At 70.4% G+C, this 21,179-nt stretch carries 23 protein-coding genes; 3 read left to right on the forward strand and 20 right to left on the reverse strand.

Annotated elements, in window-relative coordinates:
- Positions 1 to 65: 65 nt before the first annotated feature.
- Entirely contained in the window at positions 66 to 1,547 is a 1,482-nt protein-coding gene (locus ACXKR8_RS20020) for an NAD(P)H-hydrate dehydratase (protein ID WP_458274261.1), read from the reverse strand.
- A gap of 11 nt (positions 1,548 to 1,558) precedes the next feature.
- Positions 1,559 to 1,927: a holo-ACP synthase gene (locus tag ACXKR8_RS20025; RefSeq protein WP_458274262.1), complete on the reverse strand. Its 369-nt coding sequence runs from the start codon at positions 1,925 to 1,927 to the stop codon at positions 1,559 to 1,561.
- An 84-nt stretch (positions 1,928 to 2,011) separates the two neighbouring features.
- Between ACXKR8_RS20025 and ACXKR8_RS20030 the strand changes: the two genes are divergently transcribed.
- The gene (locus tag ACXKR8_RS20030) at positions 2,012 to 5,266 is read left to right on the forward strand and encodes an ATP-binding protein (RefSeq protein ID WP_458274263.1); all 3,255 of its coding nucleotides are present in this window, start codon (positions 2,012 to 2,014) and stop codon (positions 5,264 to 5,266) included.
- Here ACXKR8_RS20030 and ACXKR8_RS20035 read toward each other — a convergent pair.
- Positions 5,263 to 5,421, reverse strand: coding sequence for a hypothetical protein (locus tag ACXKR8_RS20035; protein ID WP_458274264.1), 159 nt, complete (start codon positions 5,419 to 5,421; stop codon positions 5,263 to 5,265). The genes ACXKR8_RS20030 and ACXKR8_RS20035 overlap by 4 nt on opposite strands.
- Positions 5,422 to 5,561: 140 nt before the next feature.
- Between ACXKR8_RS20035 and coaA the strand changes: the two genes are divergently transcribed.
- A complete protein-coding gene (gene coaA, locus ACXKR8_RS20040) occupies positions 5,562 to 6,542 on the forward strand; it encodes a type I pantothenate kinase (protein ID WP_458274265.1) in 981 nt (326 codons plus the stop codon).
- A gap of 109 nt (positions 6,543 to 6,651) precedes the next feature.
- Here coaA and glmM read toward each other — a convergent pair whose 3' ends face one another.
- The 4 genes from glmM to ACXKR8_RS20060 all read right to left on the reverse strand — a co-directional run bounded on the left by glmM (position 6,652) and on the right by ACXKR8_RS20060 (position 11,074).
- Complete coding sequence (glmM, locus tag ACXKR8_RS20045) at positions 6,652 to 8,010, reverse strand: phosphoglucosamine mutase (protein WP_458274266.1); 1,359 nt, start codon at positions 8,008 to 8,010, stop codon at positions 6,652 to 6,654.
- Positions 8,011 to 8,151: 141 nt separating this feature from the next.
- Complete coding sequence (gene rpsI / locus ACXKR8_RS20050) at positions 8,152 to 8,649, reverse strand: 30S ribosomal protein S9 (protein ID WP_458274267.1); 498 nt, start codon at positions 8,647 to 8,649, stop codon at positions 8,152 to 8,154.
- A gap of 45 nt (positions 8,650 to 8,694) precedes the next feature.
- Positions 8,695 to 9,138 carry a 50S ribosomal protein L13 gene (gene rplM / locus ACXKR8_RS20055; RefSeq protein WP_380504229.1) on the reverse strand — a complete coding sequence of 148 codons (444 nt, stop codon included), beginning with the start codon at positions 9,136 to 9,138 and terminating at the stop codon, positions 8,695 to 8,697.
- 274 nt (positions 9,139 to 9,412) lie between these two features.
- Positions 9,413 to 11,074: an ABC-F family ATP-binding cassette domain-containing protein gene (locus ACXKR8_RS20060; protein WP_458274268.1), complete on the reverse strand. Its 1,662-nt coding sequence runs from the start codon at positions 11,072 to 11,074 to the stop codon at positions 9,413 to 9,415.
- Between the two features lie 84 nt (positions 11,075 to 11,158).
- Here ACXKR8_RS20060 and ACXKR8_RS20065 point away from each other — a divergent pair, with 84 nt between their 5' ends.
- Positions 11,159 to 12,181, forward strand: a complete 1,023-nt coding sequence (locus ACXKR8_RS20065) for a hypothetical protein (RefSeq protein ID WP_458274269.1) — start codon at positions 11,159 to 11,161, stop codon at positions 12,179 to 12,181.
- A gap of 7 nt (positions 12,182 to 12,188) precedes the next feature.
- Here ACXKR8_RS20065 and truA read toward each other — a convergent pair whose 3' ends face one another.
- From truA to rpsE, 13 genes are all read right to left on the reverse strand, one after another.
- Entirely contained in the window at positions 12,189 to 13,091 is a 903-nt protein-coding gene (gene truA / locus ACXKR8_RS20070) for a tRNA pseudouridine(38-40) synthase TruA (protein WP_458274270.1), read from the reverse strand.
- 101 nt (positions 13,092 to 13,192) lie between these two features.
- Complete coding sequence (gene rplQ / locus ACXKR8_RS20075; RefSeq protein ID WP_458274271.1) at positions 13,193 to 13,684, reverse strand: 50S ribosomal protein L17; 492 nt, start codon at positions 13,682 to 13,684, stop codon at positions 13,193 to 13,195.
- A 134-nt stretch (positions 13,685 to 13,818) separates the two neighbouring features.
- Positions 13,819 to 14,838 (reverse strand): DNA-directed RNA polymerase subunit alpha, encoded by a 1,020-nt coding sequence (locus ACXKR8_RS20080; RefSeq protein ID WP_123497011.1) that lies wholly within the window; start codon positions 14,836 to 14,838, stop codon positions 13,819 to 13,821.
- 125 nt (positions 14,839 to 14,963) lie between these two features.
- Entirely contained in the window at positions 14,964 to 15,371 is a 408-nt protein-coding gene (rpsK, locus tag ACXKR8_RS20085; RefSeq protein ID WP_380504245.1) for a 30S ribosomal protein S11, read from the reverse strand.
- Positions 15,372 to 15,446: 75 nt separating this feature from the next.
- Positions 15,447 to 15,827, reverse strand: a complete 381-nt coding sequence (gene rpsM, locus ACXKR8_RS20090) for a 30S ribosomal protein S13 (RefSeq protein WP_458274272.1) — start codon at positions 15,825 to 15,827, stop codon at positions 15,447 to 15,449.
- A 196-nt stretch (positions 15,828 to 16,023) separates the two neighbouring features.
- A complete protein-coding gene (gene rpmJ, locus ACXKR8_RS20095) occupies positions 16,024 to 16,137 on the reverse strand; it encodes a 50S ribosomal protein L36 (RefSeq protein ID WP_018682809.1) in 114 nt (37 codons plus the stop codon).
- A 59-nt stretch (positions 16,138 to 16,196) separates the two neighbouring features.
- The gene (gene infA / locus ACXKR8_RS20100; RefSeq protein ID WP_003956442.1) at positions 16,197 to 16,418 is read right to left on the reverse strand and encodes a translation initiation factor IF-1; all 222 of its coding nucleotides are present in this window, start codon (positions 16,416 to 16,418) and stop codon (positions 16,197 to 16,199) included.
- Positions 16,419 to 16,638: 220 nt separating this feature from the next.
- Positions 16,639 to 17,472 carry a type I methionyl aminopeptidase gene (gene map, locus ACXKR8_RS20105; protein WP_458274273.1) on the reverse strand — a complete coding sequence of 278 codons (834 nt, stop codon included), beginning with the start codon at positions 17,470 to 17,472 and terminating at the stop codon, positions 16,639 to 16,641.
- A 139-nt stretch (positions 17,473 to 17,611) separates the two neighbouring features.
- Complete coding sequence (locus ACXKR8_RS20110) at positions 17,612 to 18,283, reverse strand: adenylate kinase (RefSeq protein WP_458274274.1); 672 nt, start codon at positions 18,281 to 18,283, stop codon at positions 17,612 to 17,614.
- A complete protein-coding gene (gene secY, locus ACXKR8_RS20115; RefSeq protein WP_458274275.1) occupies positions 18,283 to 19,587 on the reverse strand; it encodes a preprotein translocase subunit SecY in 1,305 nt (434 codons plus the stop codon). The genes ACXKR8_RS20110 and secY overlap by 1 nt, the downstream gene beginning before the upstream one ends.
- Positions 19,588 to 19,890: 303 nt before the next feature.
- Positions 19,891 to 20,346, reverse strand: a complete 456-nt coding sequence (gene rplO / locus ACXKR8_RS20120) for a 50S ribosomal protein L15 (protein WP_458274276.1) — start codon at positions 20,344 to 20,346, stop codon at positions 19,891 to 19,893.
- Positions 20,347 to 20,529 carry a 50S ribosomal protein L30 gene (rpmD, locus tag ACXKR8_RS20125; protein ID WP_030251557.1) on the reverse strand — a complete coding sequence of 61 codons (183 nt, stop codon included), beginning with the start codon at positions 20,527 to 20,529 and terminating at the stop codon, positions 20,347 to 20,349.
- On the reverse strand, positions 20,529 to 21,173 hold the full coding sequence (gene rpsE, locus ACXKR8_RS20130; protein ID WP_458274277.1) for a 30S ribosomal protein S5: 645 nt from the start codon (positions 21,171 to 21,173) through the stop codon (positions 20,529 to 20,531). Before rpsE ends, rpmD begins: the two co-directional genes overlap by 1 nt.
- Positions 21,174 to 21,179: the final 6 nt, after the last annotated feature.

A 21,179-nucleotide genomic window follows, 5' to 3' on the forward strand; every position in this document is an offset into this window, starting at 1 on the left:
AGCCCCGCGGTTGCACACGTCCCAGCAGATTCTCAGCTGTCGCTCAACCGAACGGACAGTACGGTTCAGCGGGCCCCGGCCACATCGCGCCACGCCGCCGGAAGCGCCGCCGCGACCTCCGACGCGGTGATCGGAGCGCCGGCGGCGGCCCCGCTCGCGGTCCGTCCGGCGAGCCCGTGCAGATAGGCCGCCACCGAGCCCGCGTCCAGCGGGGCGAGGCCTGCCGCCAGCAGCGATCCGGCCAGCCCGGACAGCACGTCGCCGCTGCCCGCGGTGGCCAGCCAGGGCGTCCCGGTCCGGTTCACCCGCACCGCCGCGGCCGGGTCGGGTCCGGCCACCAGCGTGGTCGAGCCCTTGAGCAGCACGGTGCAGCCGTACAGCTCGGCCAGCTGCCGGGCGTACCGCAGCCGGGCCGCCTCGACCTGCTCCCGGGTGGCCTGCACGCCCGCCCCGGCCAGCAGCGCCACCGCCTCGCCCGCGTGCGGGGTCAGCAGCAGGTCGGCCCGGGGCGCCGGCCCGCGCCGGGCCAGCAGCCGCAGCCCGTCGGCATCCACCAGCAGCGGGACGCCGGCGTCCAGGGCCTCGTCCAGGGTCCGCCGCGCGTCCTCGCCCTCGGACAGGCCGGGGCCGACCACCCAGGCCTGGACCCGTCCGGCCTGCTTCAGGCCCCGCTCGGACACCAGCACTTCCGGATGCGCCCGGACCACCTCTTCGGCCGCTGAGCCGACGTAGCGGACCGCGCCCGCGCCGCCGTGCAGTGCCGAGGAGACCGCCAGCACCGCGGCGCCGGGGTAGCGGGCCGAGCCGGCCGCGATGCCGACCACCCCGCGCCGGTACTTGTCGCTCTCGCCGGAGGGACGCGGCAGCAGCACCGCCACATCGGCGTGCTGCAGCGCCTGCACCGCGGCGGGCGGCGTGCTGGTCCCGATCGGCACCAGCCGCAGCACCCCCGCGTACTCCGCACCCGGGTCGACCAGCTGCCCCGGCTTGTGGGTGCCGAAGGTCACCGTCACCGCCGCGCGCACGGCCTCCCCGGCCACCTCGCCGGTGTCCGCGTCCACCCCGCTGGGCAGGTCCACCGCGACCACCCGGACCCCGGCCCGCTCGGCCGCCCGGACGTACGGCAGCGCCTCGGCGCGCAGCCCGCCCCGGCCGCCGATGCCGACGATGCCGTCCAGCACCAGATCCGCCCGCTCGATCTCGGCGCAGCCGTCCGGCTGATCCCCGGTCAGCAGACCCCCGGCGGCCTGAAAGGCCGTCAGCCCGGCCTCGTGCACCCGTTCCGGGCTGAGCAGCACCGCGCTCACCCGGGCCCCGCGCCCGGCCAGCCGGGCCGCGGCGAACAGGGCGTCACCCCCGTTGTCCCCGCTGCCCGCCAGCACCACCACCCGGCTGCCGTAGACCCGGCCGGGCCGTTCCGACAGCAGCCCGGCGCAGGTCACCGCAAGCCCGGTGGCGGCCCGTTGCATCAGCACCCCGCTGCGCAGCGCCTCGCCCTGCTCGGCCTCGGCCGCCCGCACCTGCTCCACCGTGTGCGCATTCCGCATGACGACTCTCCTCAGCCCTCGGCGATCACCATGGCCGACGCTACGCCCGCGTCATGGCTCAGCGAGAGGTGCCACGTCCGCACACCCAGCTCCGCCGCGCAGGCGGCCACCGTGCCGCGCACCGCCAGCACCGGACGTCCGGACGGCTCGGTCCGCACCTCGGCATCGGTCCAGACCAGTCCGACCGGCGCGCCCAGCGCCTTGGCCAGCGCCTCCTTCGCCGCGAAGCGTGCCGCCAGCGAGGCCGTGCCGCGCGGCTCGCCGCTCGGCAGGAGCATCTCGGCCGGCGTGAACAGCCGCGCGGCCAGCGTGGGCGTCCGCCGCAGCGACACCTCGAACCGGCCGATGTCCGCCACGTCGGTGCCGATCCCGATGATCATTCATCCACTCCCTCGTCGAGCCCCACCCGGGACCGCGTTCATCATCGTGCACCAGCCCGACTGCTTTCCCTGGAGAATGGGCCCGTGCGGATACAACTGCTCGGCCCCCTCCAGGTCACCGACGCCGACGGGACGCCCGTCGACCTCGGTGGCGCGCGGCTGCGCCTGCTCCTCGCCGCACTCGCCCTGGACGCGGACCGGCCGGTGTCCGCGAGCAGCCTGGCCGAGACCCTGTGGCCGAACGGCGACCGCCCCGGCAATCCCGCCAACGCCCTGCAGGCCCTGGTCTCCCGGCTGCGGGCCGGCGTCGGGCGCGAGCTGGTGGCGGCGACCCCGACCGGCTACCGGCTGGCCCTGGACCCCGACCAGGTGGACGTCCACCGCTTCACCCGGTTGCTGGACCGGCCCCGGCCGAGCCGGGAGCAGCTCACCGAGGCGCTGGCGCTGTGGCGCGGCCCCGCCCTCGCGGACGTGCCCGGTCTGCCCGAGGCCGCCGCCCGGCTGGACGCGCTGTGCGCCCACGCCCGCGAGGATCTGCTGGAGCACCGGATCGCCGCAGGTGAGGGCGCCGAACTGCTCGGCGAGCTGCATGCGCTCACGGCCGAGGCCCCGCTCCGGGACCGACCGCGCGCGCTGCTGATGCAGGCCCTGCACCGGGCCGGGCGGACCGCGGAGGCCCTCGCCGTCTATGAGCAGGGCCGCGCCCTGCTGGCCGAGGAGCTGGGCGCCGACCCCTCGACGCTGCTCCGGGACGCCCATCTGGCCGTCCTCACCACGGAGGCGCCCGCCGACAAGCCGGCCCCGGCCGCAGCGCCTGCCGCGGCACCCGCTTCTACGCCTGCCTCCGTGCCTGCCTCGGTGCCTGCCGAGGCGCCGCCGCTGCCCGCCCCGCTCACCAGCTTCCTCGGCCGTGAACCCGACCTCGCCGCCGTGCACGCCGCGCTCCGCGCCGCCCGGCTGGTCACCCTGATCGGCCCGGGCGGCACCGGGAAGACCCGGCTGGCCCTGGAGGCGGCCGGGCAGACCGAGTCGGTCCAGGTGCGGCTGGTCGAGCTGGCCCCGCTCACCGACCCGGCCGACCTGCCGTCCACCGTGCTGGCCGCGCTCCAGCTGCGCGAGTCGGCGGTGGCCCAGCGCACCAACATCGCCGCCAAGCCGCAGCTGGTGGCCGAGGCCACCGAGCGGATCGTGTCCGCCCTCGGCGGCCGGCCGCTGCTGCTGGTGCTCGACAACTGCGAGCACCTGATCGAGGCCGCCGCCGTCCTCTCCGCCCGGCTGCTGGCCGGCTGTCCGGGGCTGCGGATCCTGGCCACCAGCCGGGAACCGCTCGGCATCAACGGCGAGCAGCTGCACCCGGTGCCGCCGCTCGGCTTCCCGGTCGAACCGCAGCTGGACCGCACCCTGACGGTGGATCAGGCCTTCGCCTTCCCGGCGGTACGGCTGTTCGCCGACCGGGCCGCCGCCGTCCGCCCCGGCTACCGCCCCTCCCCCGCCGACCTGCCCGCCGTGCTGCGGATCTGCCGGGCCCTGGACGGCCAGCCGCTGGCGATCGAGCTGGCCGCCGCCCGGATGCGCAGCCTCACCCCGGAGCAGATCGACCAGCGGCTGGCCCGCCGCTTCCATCTGCTGACCGGCGGCAGCCGGGCCGCGCTGCCGCGCCAGCGGACCCTGCGCGCGGTGGTCGACTGGAGCTGGGACCTGCTGGAGAAGCCGGAGCGCTCACTGCTGGCCCGGATGTCGGTGTTCGCGGGCGGCGCCGAGCTGGAGACCGTGGAACAGGTCTGCGCCAACGAGGAGCTGTCCTCCGACGAGGTGATGGACGCCCTCGCCTCGCTGGTCGACAAGTCGCTGGTGGTGCGCACCCCCTCGGGCCGGCACCGGCTGCTGGAGACGATCAGGGTCTACGCCACCGAGAAGCTGGACGACACCGGCGCGACCGCGGCCACCCGCGACGCCCATGCCCGGTACTTCCTGACGCTGGCCGAGGAGGGCGAGCCCTGGCTCTACCGCTTCGGCCAGGTGGTCTGGCTGGCCCGGTTCAAGGCCGACCACGAGAACCTGATCTCGGCGCTGCGCTGGTCGGTCGAGCAGCGGGACGCGGTCACCGCCCAGCGGCTGGTCGCGGCCCTCGGCTGGTACCTGTGGCGGCGCGGCGAGCGCGGCGAGAACCTGCCGCTGGTGCACCAGGCCCTGGACCTGCCGGACGCCGAGGTCCCGCTGCTGGCCAGGGCGGTGGCCCGGGGCATCACCGCCCTGTACAGCCTGGACACCACCTGGAACCTGCCGTCGACGCTGAGCCTGATGCGCAGCGCGATCGAGCTGCGGGAGCAGCTGGACGATCCCACCGCGCATCCGCTGCTGCCGATGCTGGACATCATGTCCTCCATGTTCGAGCAGAAGGACTGGCGGATCGGGACCCTAGCCGAGCGCATGTTCGACTCACCGGTCGAATGGGTCCGCGCCATCGCCCGGATGTTCATGGGCTACTCGCTGCAGAACAGCGGCCGGGCGGACGAGGCCGAGGTCTATCTGATCGACGCCGGCGAACGGTTCCGCGGCATCGGCGACCTGTGGGGCCAGTCCTTCTGCGCGGCCGGCCTGGCCGACTTCGCGCAGTGGCGCGGTGACATCGCGGAGGCGGTCCGGCTCTGGGAGCTGGCCATCGAGTACGAGCGGCAGCTCGGCATCAGCGCCGACTCCGACGACTACCGGGCCAGGCTGCTGACGCTCAGGACGATGGGGCTGACCATCACCGAGGAGTCGATCGCCGAGCTGGAGCAGGAGGCCGCGACGGCGCTCAGGGAGGGCACCTGGACGGTGGTGATCGCCACCCACAGCACCCTCGCCGAGGCCTACCGCAGGGCCGGCCGGGCGGAGGAGGGGCGGGCGGTGCTCACCACGGCGGCCGACCACGTCAAGCTCCGCTCCGGAGGCCTGCCGCAGGTCCAGGCCCTGCTGCTGAGCGCGCGCGGCTACATCGAGGCGGCCTGCGGCACCTACGAGGTCGCCACCGGCTACCACCGGCTGGCGCTGGAGGCAGCGGCGACCGCGTACGACGGCCCGGTGGTCGCCCACTGCCTGCAGGGCTGGGCCGACCTGGCCCTGCGCCAGGGCGATCCGGCCAGGGCGGCGGAGCTGCTGGGCGCCGCCCACACCCAGCGCGGCATGCCCGACCTGTCCTCCCCCGACGTCCTTCTGGTCGGCGCCGCGGCCACCGAGGCCCTCGGCGAGGAGGCCTACGCCACGGCCTACGAACGCGGCAGGACCACCCCGCGCGACGAGATCATCACCTCGCTCGGAGTGGTGCCCATGGCCGTCCCGGCCTTCGACGAGTTCTAGGCCGGTCCGGGTCCAGCCGCGCCGCTGGTAGGCGCCCCGTTCGGCCCCAGCACGCCCAGCACCGTTCCAGTGCGGGCCACCAGGTCCACCCCGTCCGGCACCTTGGCCTCCTTGAAGGTCTTGACCAGGCCCTCGGCCTGGAACGCGTAGGTCATTCCGGGTCTCCCCCGTTCGCTCGCCGTCTTCCTCGGTGACGACTGTGCTCCACCCCACTGACAGACGGCTGAGATGAATCTCTCGCCGCTGACAGCCCGCTGACGCGCACCACCGGGCCCCACGCCCGGAGAATGGACAGGTGCCGACCACGCTGGAAGCCCAACGCCGCGCTGACGCGTCCCCCTTCGTCGATCTCGACCGAGCGGAGTGGAGCGCGCTGCACCAGCGCACGCCCCTGCCGCTGAGCGCCGACGAGCTGGAAGGCCTACGAGGCCTCGGCGACGTCATCGACCTGCAGGAGGTCCAGGACGTCTATCTGCCGCTGTCCCGCCTGCTCAACCTCTATGTCACCGCCACCACGCAACTGCGCGGCTCGCTGAACGCCTTCCTGGACAGCAACGAGCACACCCACACCCAGCAGGGGACCCCGTTCGTGATCGGGGTGGCCGGCAGTGTCGCGGTCGGCAAGTCCACGACCGCGCGGCTGCTGCAGGCGATGCTGGCCCGCTGGCCGGAGCACCCCCGGGTGGAACTGGTCACCACCGACGGCTTCCTGCTCCCCAACGCGGAGCTGCGCCGGCGCGGCCTGATGGCCCGCAAGGGCTTCCCCGAGTCCTACGACCGCAGGGCGCTGACCCGCTTCGTCGCCGCGGTGAAGTCCGGCCGGGCGGAGGTGAGCGCACCGGTCTACTCGCACCTGGTCTACGACATCGTCGAGGGCGAGAAGAACACCGTGCACCGCCCCGACATCCTGATCGTCGAGGGCCTCAATGTGCTCCAGCCCGCGCTGCCCGGCCTGGACGGCCGGACCAGGGTCGCCGTGGCGGACTTCTTCGACTTCTCGATCTATGTGGACGCCCGGGCCGACGACATCGAGCGCTGGTACCTGGACCGGTTCCGCAAGCTGCGGCAGACCGCGTTCCAGGATCCGTCGTCCTACTTCCGCCGCTTCACCGAGGTCCCGGAGGAGGAGGCGATGGACTACGGCCGTCAGGTCTGGCGCAGCATCAACCGCCCCAACCTCCTGGAAAACGTGGCCCCGACCCGGGGCCGCGCCAGCCTCATCCTCCGCAAGGGCGCCGACCACAAGGTGCAACGGGTCCGCCTGCGGAAGTTGTGACCGCGTGTGCATGGTTGTTCGCGCAGTTCCCCGCGCCCCTGGGGGTCTGCAACTGGGTCAGCTGCAGCACCTCAGGGGCGCGGGGAACTGCGCGAACAGGTAGCTGAACTCAGCCCAGACGTTCCCGCACAACCCCAGCCAACCGCTCAGCGACAACCTGCGCCTGCGGGCCGTCCGCCGCCTCCACCATCACCCGCACCAACGCCTCAGTCCCCGACGAGCGAAGCAGCACCCGCCCCGTGGAGCCGAGTTCCGCCTCCGCCTCGGCGACAGCCAGCAACAGGCCCTCGTCCGTCGCGGCCCGCGACTTGTCCACGCCCTTGACGTTGATCAGGACCTGCGGAAGCCGCGTCATCACTCCGGCCAGATCCGCGACCGACTGCTTCGTCGCCGCCAGCCGCGCCGCCAGCATCAGCCCGGTCAGCGTGCCGTCACCCGTCGTCGCGTGGTCCAGGAAGATCACATGGCCGGACTGCTCACCGCCGAGGTTGTACCCGTGCTGCTTCATCGACTCCAGTACATAGCGGTCCCCGACCGCGGTCTGCACCAGCTCGATCCCCTCCTGCTCCATCGCCAGCTTGAAGCCGAGGTTGGACATCACCGTGCCGACCACGGTGTTCTTGCCCAGCGTCCCGGCCTCCCGCATCGCGCAGGCCAGCACCGCGAGGATCTGGTCGCCGTCGATCTCATTGCCCGCCGCGTCCACCGCCAGGCAGCGGTCCGCGTCGCCGTCGTGCGCGATCCCCAGATCCGCCCCGTGCTCGACCACCGCCGCCCGCAGCGGAGCGAGGTGCGTGGAGCCGATGCCGTCGTTGATGTTGAGGCCGGTGGGGTCGTCGCCGATGGTGTGCACGACCTCCGCCCCGGCCCGCCGGAACACCTCGGGGGAGACCTTCGCCGCCGCGCCGTGCGCCCCGTCGATGACGACCTTGAGCCCGTCCAGCCGGTTCGGCAGCACCGACAGCAGGTGGGCCAGGTACTGCTCGAAGCCCTCGGCATGAGTCCGCACCCTGCCCACCGCCGCGCCGGTGGGGCGGTTCCACTCATGGCCCTCGAAGCGCTCGTACTCGGCCTCGATGGCGTCCTCGACCTCGTCGTCGAGCTTGTGCCCGCCGCGCGCCAGGAACTTGATGCCGTTGTCGGGCATCGCGTTGTGGCTGGCCGAGAGCATCACGCCGAGGTCGGCGTTCAGCAGGTCGGTCAGATACGCCACGGCCGGTGTCGGCAGCACGCCGACCTTCAGCACGTCCACGCCCGAGCTGGCCAGGCCGGCGATGACCGCCGCCTCCAGGAACTCGCCCGAGGCCCGCGGGTCGCGGCCGACCACCGCGACCGGGCGGTGCCCGGCGAACGCGCCGGCGTCCCCCAGGACGTGTGCGGCGGCGACCGAAAGGCCCAGCGCCAGTTCCGCGGTGAGGTCGGCGTTCGCCAGCCCCCGTACGCCGTCCGTGCCAAAGAGTCGTCCCACTGCTGTTCCTCCGCGGCTCATTGCCAGTCAAAGTCCATAGAACGCAGCACGCCCCGGGAGCACATGGTGTGCTCCCGGGGCGTGACAGTCCAGCTTCGCGCCGCGCTGAATCCCTCCAGCACGGCAGCTAGGCGGGGAGGCTTAGCGCTTGCTGTACTGCGGCGCCTTGCGAGCCTTCTTCAGACCGGCCTTCTTGCGCTCGACGGCGCGCGGGTCACGGGTGAGGAAGCCGGCCTTCTTCAGGGCCGGGCGGTTCGCGTCGACGTCGACCTCGTTCAGCGCGCGGGCGACACCGAGGCGCAGGGCGTATGCCTGGCCGGAGATGCCGCCGCCGTGGATCCGGGCGATGACGTCGTAGCGGCCGTCGAGCTCAAGGAGCTTGAACGGCTCGTTGACGATCTGCTGGTGCACCTTGTTGGGCAGGTAGCCCTCCAGGGTGCGGCCGTTGATCTTCCAGACGCCGGTGCCGGGGACGATGCGCACGCGGGCGATCGCCTCCTTGCGGCGGCCCAGGCCGGCGGCCGGGATGGCCTCGGCGAAGCGGCCCACGAGGGACTCGCTGGTGTACTCGGTCTCCTCGACCTCGACGTCGAAGGTCTCTTCGACCTCGAGCGGGGTCTCGGCAGTGGTCTCGGCCACGGTTCTCCTCAGCTACGTTCTTCTAGATTCGGGGTGTGGCCGGTATTACTGCGCGACCTGGGTGATCTCGAACGGCACCGGACGCTGGGCAGCGTGCGGGTGCTGGTCGCCCGAGTAGACCTTCAGCTTCGAGAGCATCTGGCGACCCAGGGTGTTCTTCGGGATCATGCCCTTGATGGCCTTCTCGACGGCCTTCTCCGGGTTCTTGCTCAGGAGGTCGTCGTAGCGCACGGAGCGCAGGCCACCCGGGTAACCGGAGTGGCGGTAGGCCAGCTTCTGGGTCTTCTTGTTCCCGGAGAGGTGCACCTTGTCCGCGTTGATGATGATGACGAAGTCACCCATGTCAAGATGCGGCGCGTACACCGGCTTGTGCTTGCCCCGGAGGAGGTTCGCTGCCTGGGAGGCCAGACGGCCGAGAACGACGTCTTGGGCGTCGATGATGAGCCACTGACGCTGGACGTCGCCGGGCTTGGGGCTGTACGTACGCACGGTCGTAGCCTTCGCTTTTCAGTGAGTGTGTCCTGACAGGACCACCCGGACGATCGGAAGCAGCCGAGACGCACTTCCCCGGACGCAATCGGATGGGCGCGTCGCTGCTTATCGGCCGGTTGGACCGGCGTACCGACCTCTCACGTGAGATGGAGCGAGCCAATACGCACAACGAACTCGCAGGATACCGGGACGGAGCCGTACGGGTCAAAATCGCCCGATCGGGACCGCGGTATCCCGCAAGCCGTTCTCCAGTCTACGTCCTGTTTCGGGGTCATCTCTCCCGGGTGACCCGGGACTCGTCCCAGACCGGCTCGGGAGCCTCGTAGACCCGACCGTCGGAGCCGAAGACCACGAAGCGGTCGAAGCTGCGGGCGAACCAGCGGTCGTGGGTGACCGCGACGACCGTTCCGGCAAAGCTCTCCAGGCCCTCCTGCAGGGCCTCGGCGCTGTCCAGGTCCAGGTTGTCGGTCGGTTCGTCCAGCAGCAGCGCGGTGGCCCCGGAGAGCTCCAGCCGCAGGATCATCAGCCGGGCCTGCTGGCCGCCGGAGAGGTCCTGGAACCGCTGCTCCTCCTGGTGATGCAGCTCATACCGGCGCAGCACACTCATCGCCGCCTTGCGGTCCAGCGCGTGCTCGGACTCCAGGATCTCCCGGGTGGTCCGGCCGAACAGGTCGGGGTGCGCGTGGGTCTGCGCGAAGTGCCCGGGGACCACCCGCGCGCCGAGCTTCCAGCTGCCGGTGTGCGCGACCTGCTGGCCCGCCAGCAGCCGCAGGAAGTGCGACTTCCCCGAGCCGTTGGAGCCCAGCACGGCGACCCGCTCGCCGTAGAAGACCTCCAGGTCGAAGGGCTTCATCAGCCCGGTCAGCTCCAGCTTCTCGCAGGTCAGCGACCGTACCCCGGTGCGGCCGCCGCGCAGCCGCATGGCGATGTTCTGCTTCCGCGGCGGCTCCGGCGGCGGGCCGATCTCCTCGAACTTCCGCAGCCGGGTGACCGACGCCGCATACCGCGAGGCCATGTCGGGGCTGCGGGCGGCGTAGTCCCGCATGTCCAGCATCAGCTTCCGCAGCTGGGCGTGCTTCTCGTCCCAGCGGCGGCGCAGCTCGTCGAAGCGGGCGAAGCGGTCCTCGCGGGCGGCGTGGAAGGTGCCGAAGCCGGAACCGTGCACCCAGACCTCGCTGCTGCCCGCGCCGGTCTCCACACTGACGATCTTGTCGGCGGTGCTGGCCAGCAGCTCCCGGTCGTGCGAGACGAACAGCACGGTCTTGGGGGTGGCCCGGATCGCCTCCTCCAGCCAGCGCTTGCCAGGGACGTCCAGGTAGTTGTCCGGCTCGTCCAGCAGCAGGACCTCGTCGGGACCGCGCAGCAGGGCCTCCAGCACCAGCCGCTTCTGCTCGCCGCCGGAGAGCGTGTTCAGGCCGCGGAACTGGGCCCGGTCGTACGGCATGCCCAGAGCGGCGGTGGTGCAGACGTCCCAGGTGGTCTCGTACTCGTAGCCGCCGACGTCGGCCCAGTCGGACAGCGCCTGGGCGTACGCCATCTGCGTCTTCTCGTCGTCCTGCGCCATCATCGCCAGCTCGGAGGCGTCCACCGCGCGGGCAGCGCCGCGGATCCGCGGCGGCGCGACCGAGACCAGCAGGTCGCGGACCGAGGCGTCGGCCGGGAGCACGTGCTGGTTGTCCTCGTCCGCCTCGGCCACCCGCCCGGTGGTGCCGACGAACTGGCGCATCACGCCCAGGCCGCCGCTGATGGTCACGGTGCCGCCGTGCGGTTGCAGATCGCCCGCGACGATCTTCAGAAGTGTGGTCTTGCCGGCCCCGTTGGCGCCGACCAGGGCGACTGCCGCGCCCTCCCCCACCCGGAAGGACGCGTCGTCGAACAGCACCCGCCCGTCCGGCAGGTTGTACTCCAGGTGCGAAATCTCGACATGTCCCATAGCCGCAATTCTGCGCTGCCCGTCTCCGCAGCCCAAACCGGTTTTTTGCCGACCGCGGCGCGGTCGGGTCTAGGATGCGTCGCCATGAGCAACGGGTCAGCGCGGGACAACGCCACCAAGCCGCTCCCGCGCCGGGACGCGGACAGATCGGGACGCATTCCCACGAAGTACGGTCCGGGCAACCCGGTCTCGGACCGGCTGAAACGGCATCAGTTCCGGGTCCGGCCGGGCGCGCCCAACCTGCCCGTCCCCGAGCCGCAGCAGGCCGGTTCGCCGACCGCGGAGCCGCTGACGAGCTACGCGGTCAGGCCGGGCACCCCGGCCGACCCCGACCCCCGGCCGGACCCGGCCGACGCGGAGCCGCGGACCGACCGGGACCGGCCGCGCCGGCTGCTCTGGCTCGGCGTGGCCGTGGTCGCCCTGATCGGCCTGGTCGGCGCCTGTACGGCGCTGCTCGGCTCACACTCCGTCAAACCGGTGGCCGAGAAGGCTCCTTCGACCGCTCCCGCGCTGCCGCTGCCGTCAGCCGCGACCCCCACCACACCCGCCCCCGCGCCCAGCCCGGCCGGCCCGGACCCGGTGGCCCTGATCTCCAGCGCGGGCACGGACACCGCACCGCTGAGCGCGGTGACGCTCTTCCCCGGCAAGAGCGTCACCGTCCACGGACATTCCTATACCCAGGCACTGACAAGCGCCTCGGCCTGCGCCCCCGCGGCCACCCCGCCGCTGGCCGCGGTACTCGCCAAGAACGGCTGCCGGCAGCTGTTCCGGGCCAGCTACACCAGCGGGACCACCGCGGTGACCGTCGGCGTCGCCGTCTTCGACAGCGCGGCCCAGGCCGCCGCCGTCAAGCAGCAGGCGCTGGCCGGCAATCTGCAGCCGCTGGCCGGGGGCGCCCTGCCGGCCTTCTGCCACGCCGTCGCCTGCCGGCTCTCGGTCAACGCCTTCGGCCGGTACGCCTACTTCACCGTGGCCGGCTACACCACCGGCAAGCCGGTGCCGGCCGCCGACACCTCCGCGCTGGCCGCGGGGACGGACATGAACGCCATGGCCTTCGAGAACCTGGCCACCCGGGCCCGCGCAGAGGCAGCCACCGCGGCGCCCTGACCGTCCGTCAGCCCGGGGTCAGCACCCGCAGGTTGCGGGCCTCGCGGCTGCGCGCGGCGAGGTCGGCGTCCGGCGGGTAGCCGACCTCCTCCAGGGTCAGCCCCCACGGCCGGACCACATTGACCGCGGAGTGGCGCACGCCCCCGGCCAGCACCTGGGCCGGGAAGGACACCGGCTTCAGCCCGCCCCCGACCAGCAGCATCGACCCGACCAGCGCCCGCACCATGTTGTGGCAGAAGGCGTCGGCCCGGACCGTCCCGATCACCAGCTCCGGCATGACCGGCCCGAGCAGCACGTCCCCCGGCTGCCGCTCCCAGCGGAAGTCCAGCAGCGACCTGATCGTGGTCGCGCCCTCACGCTTCTTGCAGTACGCCGCGAAGTCGTGCTCGCCGAGCACCAGCGCGGCCGCCTCGTTCATCGCGGCCACGTCCAACGGGCGGTCGTGCCAGAGCACATGGGAGCGCCGCAGCGGGTCGGCCCCGGCCGGGTGGTCGCAGACCCGGTAGGCGTAGCGCCGCCAGATCGCGGAGAAGCGCGCCTCGAAGCCGGGCGGGGCCTGCTCCACCCGCCAGACCCGCAGATCCCCCGACAGCTTGCCGGCCAGACGGCGGCGCAGCTTGGCCCCGTGCCCGGCCCAGACCTCCTCCGGCAGGTCGACATGGGCGACCTGGCCGCGTGCGTGCACCCCGGCGTCGGTGCGCCCGGCGACTGTGAGCGGAAACACCTCGGGCTGCCGCAGCACCACCCGGATCGCCTCCTCCAGCTCGCCCTGGACCGTCCGCCGGCCGCCGGCCTGCTTGGCCCAGCCGGAGAAGTCGGTCCCGTCGTAGGACAGGTCGAGCCGCACCCGGACGAACCCCTCGGCCGGACCCTCCCTGCGGGGCGCCCACTCCTCCACACACTCAGTCATCAACTCTCCTGGGTCCATGAGACCTGGGTACATGGGAACGGGCCCGCCCTCCCCGAGGGGAGAACGGACCCGTCACAGCTGTCACAGCAAGCGAAGGACGATCAGGCGTCCTTCGGCTCCTCAGCGGCGTCCTCGACCGGAGCGGCGTCCTCGACGACCGGGGCGGGAGCCTCGGTCTCCTTGACGGAGCGCTTGGTCGCGGCCTCGGCCTCGCCGACAGCGGTCTGGGCCACAGTCAGGGCCTCGACCAGCTCGATGACGGCCATCGGGGCGTTGTCGCCACGACGGGGGCCGATCTTGGTGATGCGGGTGTAGCCACCGGGGCGGTTCTCGTAGCGAGGCGCGATCTCGGTGAACAGGGTGTGCAGCACAGCGATGTCGGTGATGACCTTGCGGGCCTCACGGCGGCTGTGGATGTCACCCTTCTTGCCCTTGGTGATCAGCTTCTCCGCGAGCGGACGCATCCGACGGGCCTTGGCCTCGGTCGTGGTGATGCGGCCGTACTGGAACAGCTCACGGCACAGACCGGCGAGCAGCAGACGCTCGTGGGCCGGGCCGCCACCGAGGCGGGCACCCTTTGTGGGGCGGGGCATGGTGTCTCCTTGAATCTCCGGCTCCCGGCCGTATCAGGTACCGGGACGGGCGTACGGGCACTGTTGCCCGCACGGCTTGGTGGCACAGCTGTCAAGAATACGGGACCGCCGAAGCGGTCCCGTACCCGTCAGGCTCAGTACTGCTCGGTCTCCGCGAAGCCCGGGTCGTCGTCGTCGGCGCCGAAGGCGTCGGCGGCGGCGGTCGGGTCGAATCCGGGCGGGCTGTCCTTGAGGGCCAGGCCCATGCCGGCCAGCTTCGCCTTGACCTCGTCGATCGACTTCGCACCGAAGTTGCGGATGTCGAGCAGGTCGGCCTCGGAGCGGGCGACGAGCTCACCCACGGTGTGGATGCCCTCGCGCTTGAGGCAGTTGTACGACCGAACGGTGAGCTCGAGCTCCTCGATCGGCAGGGCGAGATCAGCGGCCAGGGCCGCGTCCGTCGGCGACGGGCCCATGTCGATGCCCTCGGCGTCGATGTTCAGCTCGCGGGCGAGACCGAACAGCTCCACCAGGGTCTTGCCGGCCGAGGCCATGGCGTCACGGGGACGCATGGCGGGCTTGGTCTCGACGTCGACGATGAGCTTGTCGAAGTCGGTACGCTGCTCGACTCGGGTCGCCTCGACCTTGTAGGTGACCTTCAGCACGGGCGAGTAGATCGAGTCGACCGGGATCCGGCCGATCTCCTGGCCCGACTGCTTGTTCTGGACGGCGGAGACGTAGCCGCGACCGCGCTCGACGGTCAGCTCCATCTCCAGCTTGCCCTTGCCGTTGAGCGTGGCCAGGACCAGCTCGGGGTTGTGCACCTCGACACCGGCCGGGGGCGCGATGTCGGCGGCGGTGACCAGACCCGGGCCCTGCTTGCGCAGGTACATCACGACGGGCTCGTCGTGCTCCGAGGAGACGACCAGCTGCTTGATGTTGAGGATCAGGTCGGTCATGTCCTCCTTGACGCCGGGCACGGTGGTGAACTCGTGCAGGACGCCGTCGACCCGGATGCTGGTGACAGCGGCACCGGGGATCGAGGAGAGCAGGGTGCGGCGGAGCGAGTTGCCGAGGGTGTAGCCGAAGCCCGGCTCCAGCGGCTCGATGACGAACCGGGAGCGGAACTCGTCGACGACCTCTTCGGTCAGCGACGGACGCTGAGCGATCAGCATGGGGTGAATCCTCCAGATAGATCTTCGGCACCCACTATTTGATGCCGACGAAAGCAAGGATACGGCCCTCGCGTGAACGAGGGCCGTATCCCGAGTACTACTGCTGCTTCAGAAGCAGCCGTGCGTCAGACGCGACGGCGCTTCGGCGGGCGGCAGCCGTTGTGCGGGGTGGGGGTGACGTCCTGGATCGAGCCGACCTCCAGGCCGGTGGCCTGGATGGAGCGGATCGCGGTCTCGCGGCCGGAGCCCGGACCCTTCACGAAGACGTCGACCTTGCGCATGCCGTGCTCCTGGGCGCGACGCGCGGCGGCCTCGGCGGCCATCTGCGCGGCGAACGGAGTCGACTTGCGGGAGCCCTTGAAGCCGACGTGGCCCGACGAGGCCCACGCGATGACGTTGCCCGCGGGGTCCGTGATCGAGACGATCGTGTTGTTGAAGGTGCTCTTGATGTGCGCGTGGCCGTGGGCCACGTTCTTCTTTTCCTTGCGGCGGATCTTCTTCGCGCCTGCAGCCTGACGACCCTTGGGGGGCATAAGTCTGTTTCTCCTACTGAGGTGGTCGGTCCGCTAGCCCAGCGGGCCGGATTCAAGTCCGGTTTGTGGGGCGGACTACTTCTTGCCGGGCTTCTTCTTGCCGGCGATCGCGCGACGCGGGCCCTTGCGGGTACGCGCGTTGGTGTGGGTGCGCTGACCGTGGACCGGCAGGCCGCGACGGTGACGAATACCCTGGTAGCAACCGATCTCGACCTTGCGGCGGATGTCGGCGGCGACCTCACGGCGGAGGTCACCCTCTACCTTGTAGTTGGCGTCGATGAACTCACGCAGCTTGACGAGGTCTTCCTCGGTGATGTCACGAACACGGATGTTCGGGTTCACACCGGTCTCGGCCAGAGCCTGCTGCGAGCGGGTACGGCCAATGCCGTACACGTAGGTGAGGGCGATCTCGATCCGCTTTTCGCGGGGGAGATCAACGCCGGCGAGGCGTGCCATGAATGTGGCTCCTGGTTTCCTTCGGAGGTCTGGCGCGATGCCTCCCCTTCGACTCACGTCGATGGAGCCCCGGCCTCCGGACCGAGGGTGGCAGTCCACCCGTTCTCTGCTATTGAGGAGAACGAGCGGATCGGGCATCCCGCTTCATGTTGTTTTTCGCGTCCTGCGAAGAGTTACGACCCGTGAAGGGAAGTGATCAGCCCTGACGCTGCTTGTGACGCAGGTTCTCGCAGATCACCATGACCCGACCGTGGCGGCGGATCACCTTGCACTTGTCGCAGATCTTCTTGACGCTCGGGTTGACCTTCATGTGATTCAGGTTCTCCGGGTCCAGCGCGCCGCGTGTCAGCGCGGTGCGAGATCTACTGCTTACTTGTACCGGTAGACGATGCGTCCACGGGTCAGGTCGTACGGGCTGAGCTCGACGACGACCCGATCGTCCGGGAGGATGCGGATGTAGTGCATACGCATCTTGCCGCTGATGTGGGCGAGGACTTTGTGCCCGTTCTGCAGCTCTACCTTGAACATGGCGTTCGGCAGAGACTCGATGACGGTGCCCTCGATCTCGATGGCGCCTTGCTTTTTGGCCATGTCCTGCGGGTATCGCCTTCCGGGGTTCGACTACCGTAATCGGCACCTCACGCAGGACCGCTAAGTCCACCCCGCCGTATCCGGGCGGGGGCATGCAGGGGCAAGCTACGAGTGAGCCGACACAGCAGTCTACGTCAGCGGACAAGCGATCGCGAAATCGCCTCGGGCGACGCTCAGGCGGGCGCTCGGCCAACGCTCAAGCAGGCGCTCGGGCGGCCGCTCAGGCCAGCGGGTCCGGGGCAGCGGTGATGCCCAGCTCGGCCAGCTTGGCCCGGCCGCAGTCGAAGGCGGTCAGCACCAGCGGACCCTCCTCGGTCACCGCGATGGAGTGCTCCCAGTGCGAGGCCCAGGTGCCGTCGTTGGTCTTGACGGTCCACTCGTCGGCCAGGGTGTGGGTCTTCGGGGTGCCCAGGCTGATCATCGGCTCGATCGCCAGGCAGAACCCGGTGACCAGCTTGGGGCCCCGGCCGCGGGCCCGGTCCACGTAGTTCAGCAGGTGCGGGTCCATGTGCATCTCGGTGCCGATGCCGTGGCCGCCGAAGTCCTGGATGATCCCGTACTTGCCCTTGGCCGGCAGCGGCTGCCGGCGGATGTAGGACTCGATCGCCCGGCTGACGTCCACCAGGCGGTTGTTCTTCTTCATCGCCGCGATGCCGGCCCACATCGAGTCCTCGGTCACCTGGCTGAGCTGCAGCACCTCGGGGGCGTGGCCCTCGCCGACGAAGACGGTGATGGCCGAGTCGCCGTGCCAGCCGTCGACGATGGCGCCGCAGTCGATGGAGATCATGTCCCCGTCCTCGAGCTTGCGGTCGCCGGGGATGCCGTGGACCACCTCGTCGTTGACCGAGGCGCAGATCACCCCGGTGAAGCCGTGGTAGCCGAGGAAGTTCGACTTGGCCCCGTGGTCGCTGATCACCCCGGCCGCGATGGCGTCGAGCTCACGGGTGGTGATCCCGGGCGCGACCGCCTGCTCGCAGGCCTTCAGCGCCTCAGCGACGACCAGGCCGGCCTCCCGCATCTTCCTGATCTGCTCGGGAGTCTTGATCTCAACCATGCGCTCTCGCCTTCCCCATGCCACTTCCGGTCACCGATCCCTGCCGCCGACCGTTCCACGGTACGCGGCGGCCCACCGAAACGTGCTCCGGCCGCGACGCCCTTGCGGGCACCGCGGCCGGTTCGCTACGTCTGACGACTCACTCGGAGTCGACGGTGGCCTTGTTCTCCCGCAGCGCCTCGATGGCGCGCTGGGTAACCTCGTCCACCTTGCCCAGGGCTGGGATCGTGGTGACGAGTCCCTGCTTCTGGTAGTACGCGATGATCGGCTCGGTCTCCGTGTGGTAGACCTCGAGCCGGACCCGCACCTTGTCCTCGGCGTCGTCCCCGCGCTGGTACAGCTCGCCGGTGCAGACGTCGCAGACGCCGTCCACAGCCGGGCGGTTGTACTCCACGTGGAAGATGTGCGCGCTGTTCTGCCGGCAGATCCTGCGCCCGGCGATCCGGCGGACGACCTCGTCCTCCGGCACCTCCAGGTCCAGCACGCCGTCCAGGGCGATGCCCCACTCGGCCAGGGTCCCGTCCAGCGCGACCGCCTGGGCCACGTTGCGCGGGAAACCGTCCAGCAGGAACCCATCGGCGGCGTCGGGCTCGGCGAGCCGGTCCTTGGCCATCCCGATGGTCACCTCGTCGGGTACCAGCTTGCCCGAATCCATGATGGCCTTGGCAGCGAGACCGAGCTCGGTGCCCTGGCTGATGTTGGCGCGGAACAGGTCACCGGTGGACACGTGGGGAATGGACAGGGTCTTGGCGAGCAGCGTCGCCTGAGTACCCTTCCCGGCCCCGGGCGGCCCGACGAGGACAATACGCATCAGCGGAGGAACCCTTCGTAGTTGCGCTGCTGGAGCTGGCTCTCGATCTGCTTGACAGTTTCAAGGCCGACACCGACAACGATCAGAATGCTCGTACCGCCGAACGGGAAGTTCTGTGAAGCGCCGAACAACCCGAGGGCGACCAGCGGAACCATGGCGATCAGGCCCAGGTACAGCGAGCCCGGCCAGGTGATCCTGGTCAACACGTAGTTCAGGTATTCGGCCGTCGGGCGGCCCGCCCGGATACCCGGGATGAAGCCACCATACTTCTTCATGTTGTCGGCAACTTCTTCGGGGTTGAAGGAGATGGCGACGTAGAAGAAGGCGAAGAAGACGATCAGCACGAAGTACAGCAGCGCATACAGCGGTTTGTCGCTCTTGGTCAGGTTTGTGGTGACCCACGCGGCCCAGGGAGCGGTGCTCCCGCTGAGGGTGACGATCAGTCCGGGGATGTACAGCAGCGAGCTGGCGAAGATGACCGGGATCACACCGGCCTGGTTCACCTTGAGCGGGATGTAGGTCGAGGTGCCGCCGTAGGCACGGCGTCCGATCATCCGCTTCGCGTACTGCACCGGGATCCGGCGCTGCGCCTGCTCGACGAAAACCACCAGGGCGACCATGGCCAGGCCCATCACGATCACGAAGGCGAAGGTGGCCCAGCCCTTGGTGGTCTTGATGCCCCAGAGCGAGGAGGGGAACTGGGCGGCGACCGAGGTGAAGATGAGGATCGACATGCCGTTGCCGATGCCGCGGTCGGTGATCAGCTCACCCAGCCACATGATGACGACGGTTCCGGCGGACATGGTGATGACCATGACCGCGATGGTGAAGATCCCCCGGTTCGGGACGATCGAGCTGGTGTCGCAGTTCACGCCGCTGAACAGGGCGCCGGTGCGGGCGGTGGCCACGATGCCGGTCGCCTGCAGGATGGCCAGGGCGATGGTGAGGTACCGGGTGTACTGGGTGATCTTGGTCGTCCCGGCCTGCCCCTCCTTCTTGAGGGCCTCCAGGCGCGGGATCACCACGGTCAGCAGCTGAAGAATGATGCTGGAGGTGATGTAGGGCATGATGCCCAGCGCGAAGATGGTGATCTGCAGCAGTGCGCCGCCACTGAAGAGGTTGACCAGGCCGAGCAGCCCGGGCGACTTCGAGGACGCGCTGACGCACGCCTGGACAGCGGTGAAGTTCACTCCGGGAACGGGGATGTGCGCACCCATCCGGAAGACGACCACGATGCCCAGCGTGAACAGCAGCTTCTTGCGCAGGTCAGGCGTCTTGAACGCCCGGGCGAACGCGGTGAGCACGGTGCCTCCTGCAGCTCCCTGCCTGGGGCGGCGGGAGGGACGGTGTATCTGGGCCCAGCACGAATCGAAACGGGGCCGGAAGGTGGGTTCTGCCACCTGCGGGCACGGCTCGCAGACACATCCTGCGGCCAGCCTACAAGTGGACTCCACGGACTCTAACAGTCCGTGGCCGCTCGAATGAAGCGCGTGGCCCCCTCAGCTTCAACTCGACTGGCGCCCCGGGTGTTGCGGGGACGACAAAAGGCCCGGTTCACCCCTGCGAACAGGAGTGAACCGGGCCTTGAAGGCTTGTCAGGCGCGAGCTCAGATGAGCTCGGTGACCGTACCGCCCGCAGCGGTGATCTTCTCGGAGGCGGAACCGGAGACGGCGTCAACCGAAACCTGCAGCGCGACCGTGATCTCACCGGTGCCGAGCACCTTGACGAGCGAGTTCTTGCGAACCGCGCCCTTGGCGACCAGGTCCTCGACGGTGACCTCGCCACCCTCGGGGTAGAGCGCACCGAGCTTGTCCAGGTTCACCACCTGGAACTCGACCCGGAACGGGTTCTTGAAGCCCTTGAGCTTCGGCAGGCGCATGTGGAGGGGCATCTGGCCACCCTCGAAACGCGCCGGCACCTGGTAACGGGCCTTGGTGCCCTTGGTACCACGACCAGCGGTCTTACCCTTGGATGCCTCACCACGACCGACACGGGTCTTGGCGGTCTTGGCACCGGGGGCGGGCCGCAGGTTGTGGATCTTCAGCGGGTTCTGCTCCGCCATTTAGTCCACCTCCTCGACCGTGACGAGGTGGCGGACGGTCTGGGCCATCCCGCGGATCTCGGGACGGTCCTCCTTCACAACCACGTCGTGCATGCGCTTGAGACCAAGCGAACGCAGGGTGTCACGGTGGTTCTGCTTGCTGCCGATGTAGGACTTGGTCTGCGTGATCTTCAGGCGAGCCATTACGCAGCCCCCTGCCCGGCAGCACGCGCACGCAGCAGGGCTGCGGGAGCGACATCCTCGAGCGGCAGTCCACGACGGGCCGCGATCTCCTCGGGGCGCGAAAGGCCCTTCAGAGCGGCGACCGTGGCGTGCACGACGTTGATCGCGTTGTCGGAGCCCATGGACTTCGACAGGATGTCGTGGACGCCGGCGCACTCGAGCACGGCGCGCACGGGACCACCGGCGATGACGCCGGTACCCGGGGAAGCCGGCTTGAGCATGACGACGCCGGCCGCCTTCTCACCAGTGATCGGGTGGGGGATGGTGCCCTGGATGCGGGGAACCTTGAAGAAGTTCTTCTTCGCTTCCTCGACACCCTTGGCGATGGCCGCGGGAACTTCCTTGGCCTTGCCGTAACCGACACCGACAGTGCCGTCGCCGTCTCCGACCACGACCAGGGCGGTGAAGCTGAAGCGACGACCACCCTTGACTACCTTGGCAACACGGTTGATCGCGACAACGCGCTCGACGTACGCGGTCTTCTCGACGACAGGAGCGCCGTCACGACCATCACGCTTGCGGTCACGCCGCTCGCCACCGCCGGTGCCGCCGCCGGCACCGGTGCCGCCGCCGGCGCCGCTACCGCGGCGCTGGGGTCCAGCCATTGGATT

It is taken from the genome of Streptacidiphilus sp. PAMC 29251, assembly GCF_054208735.2.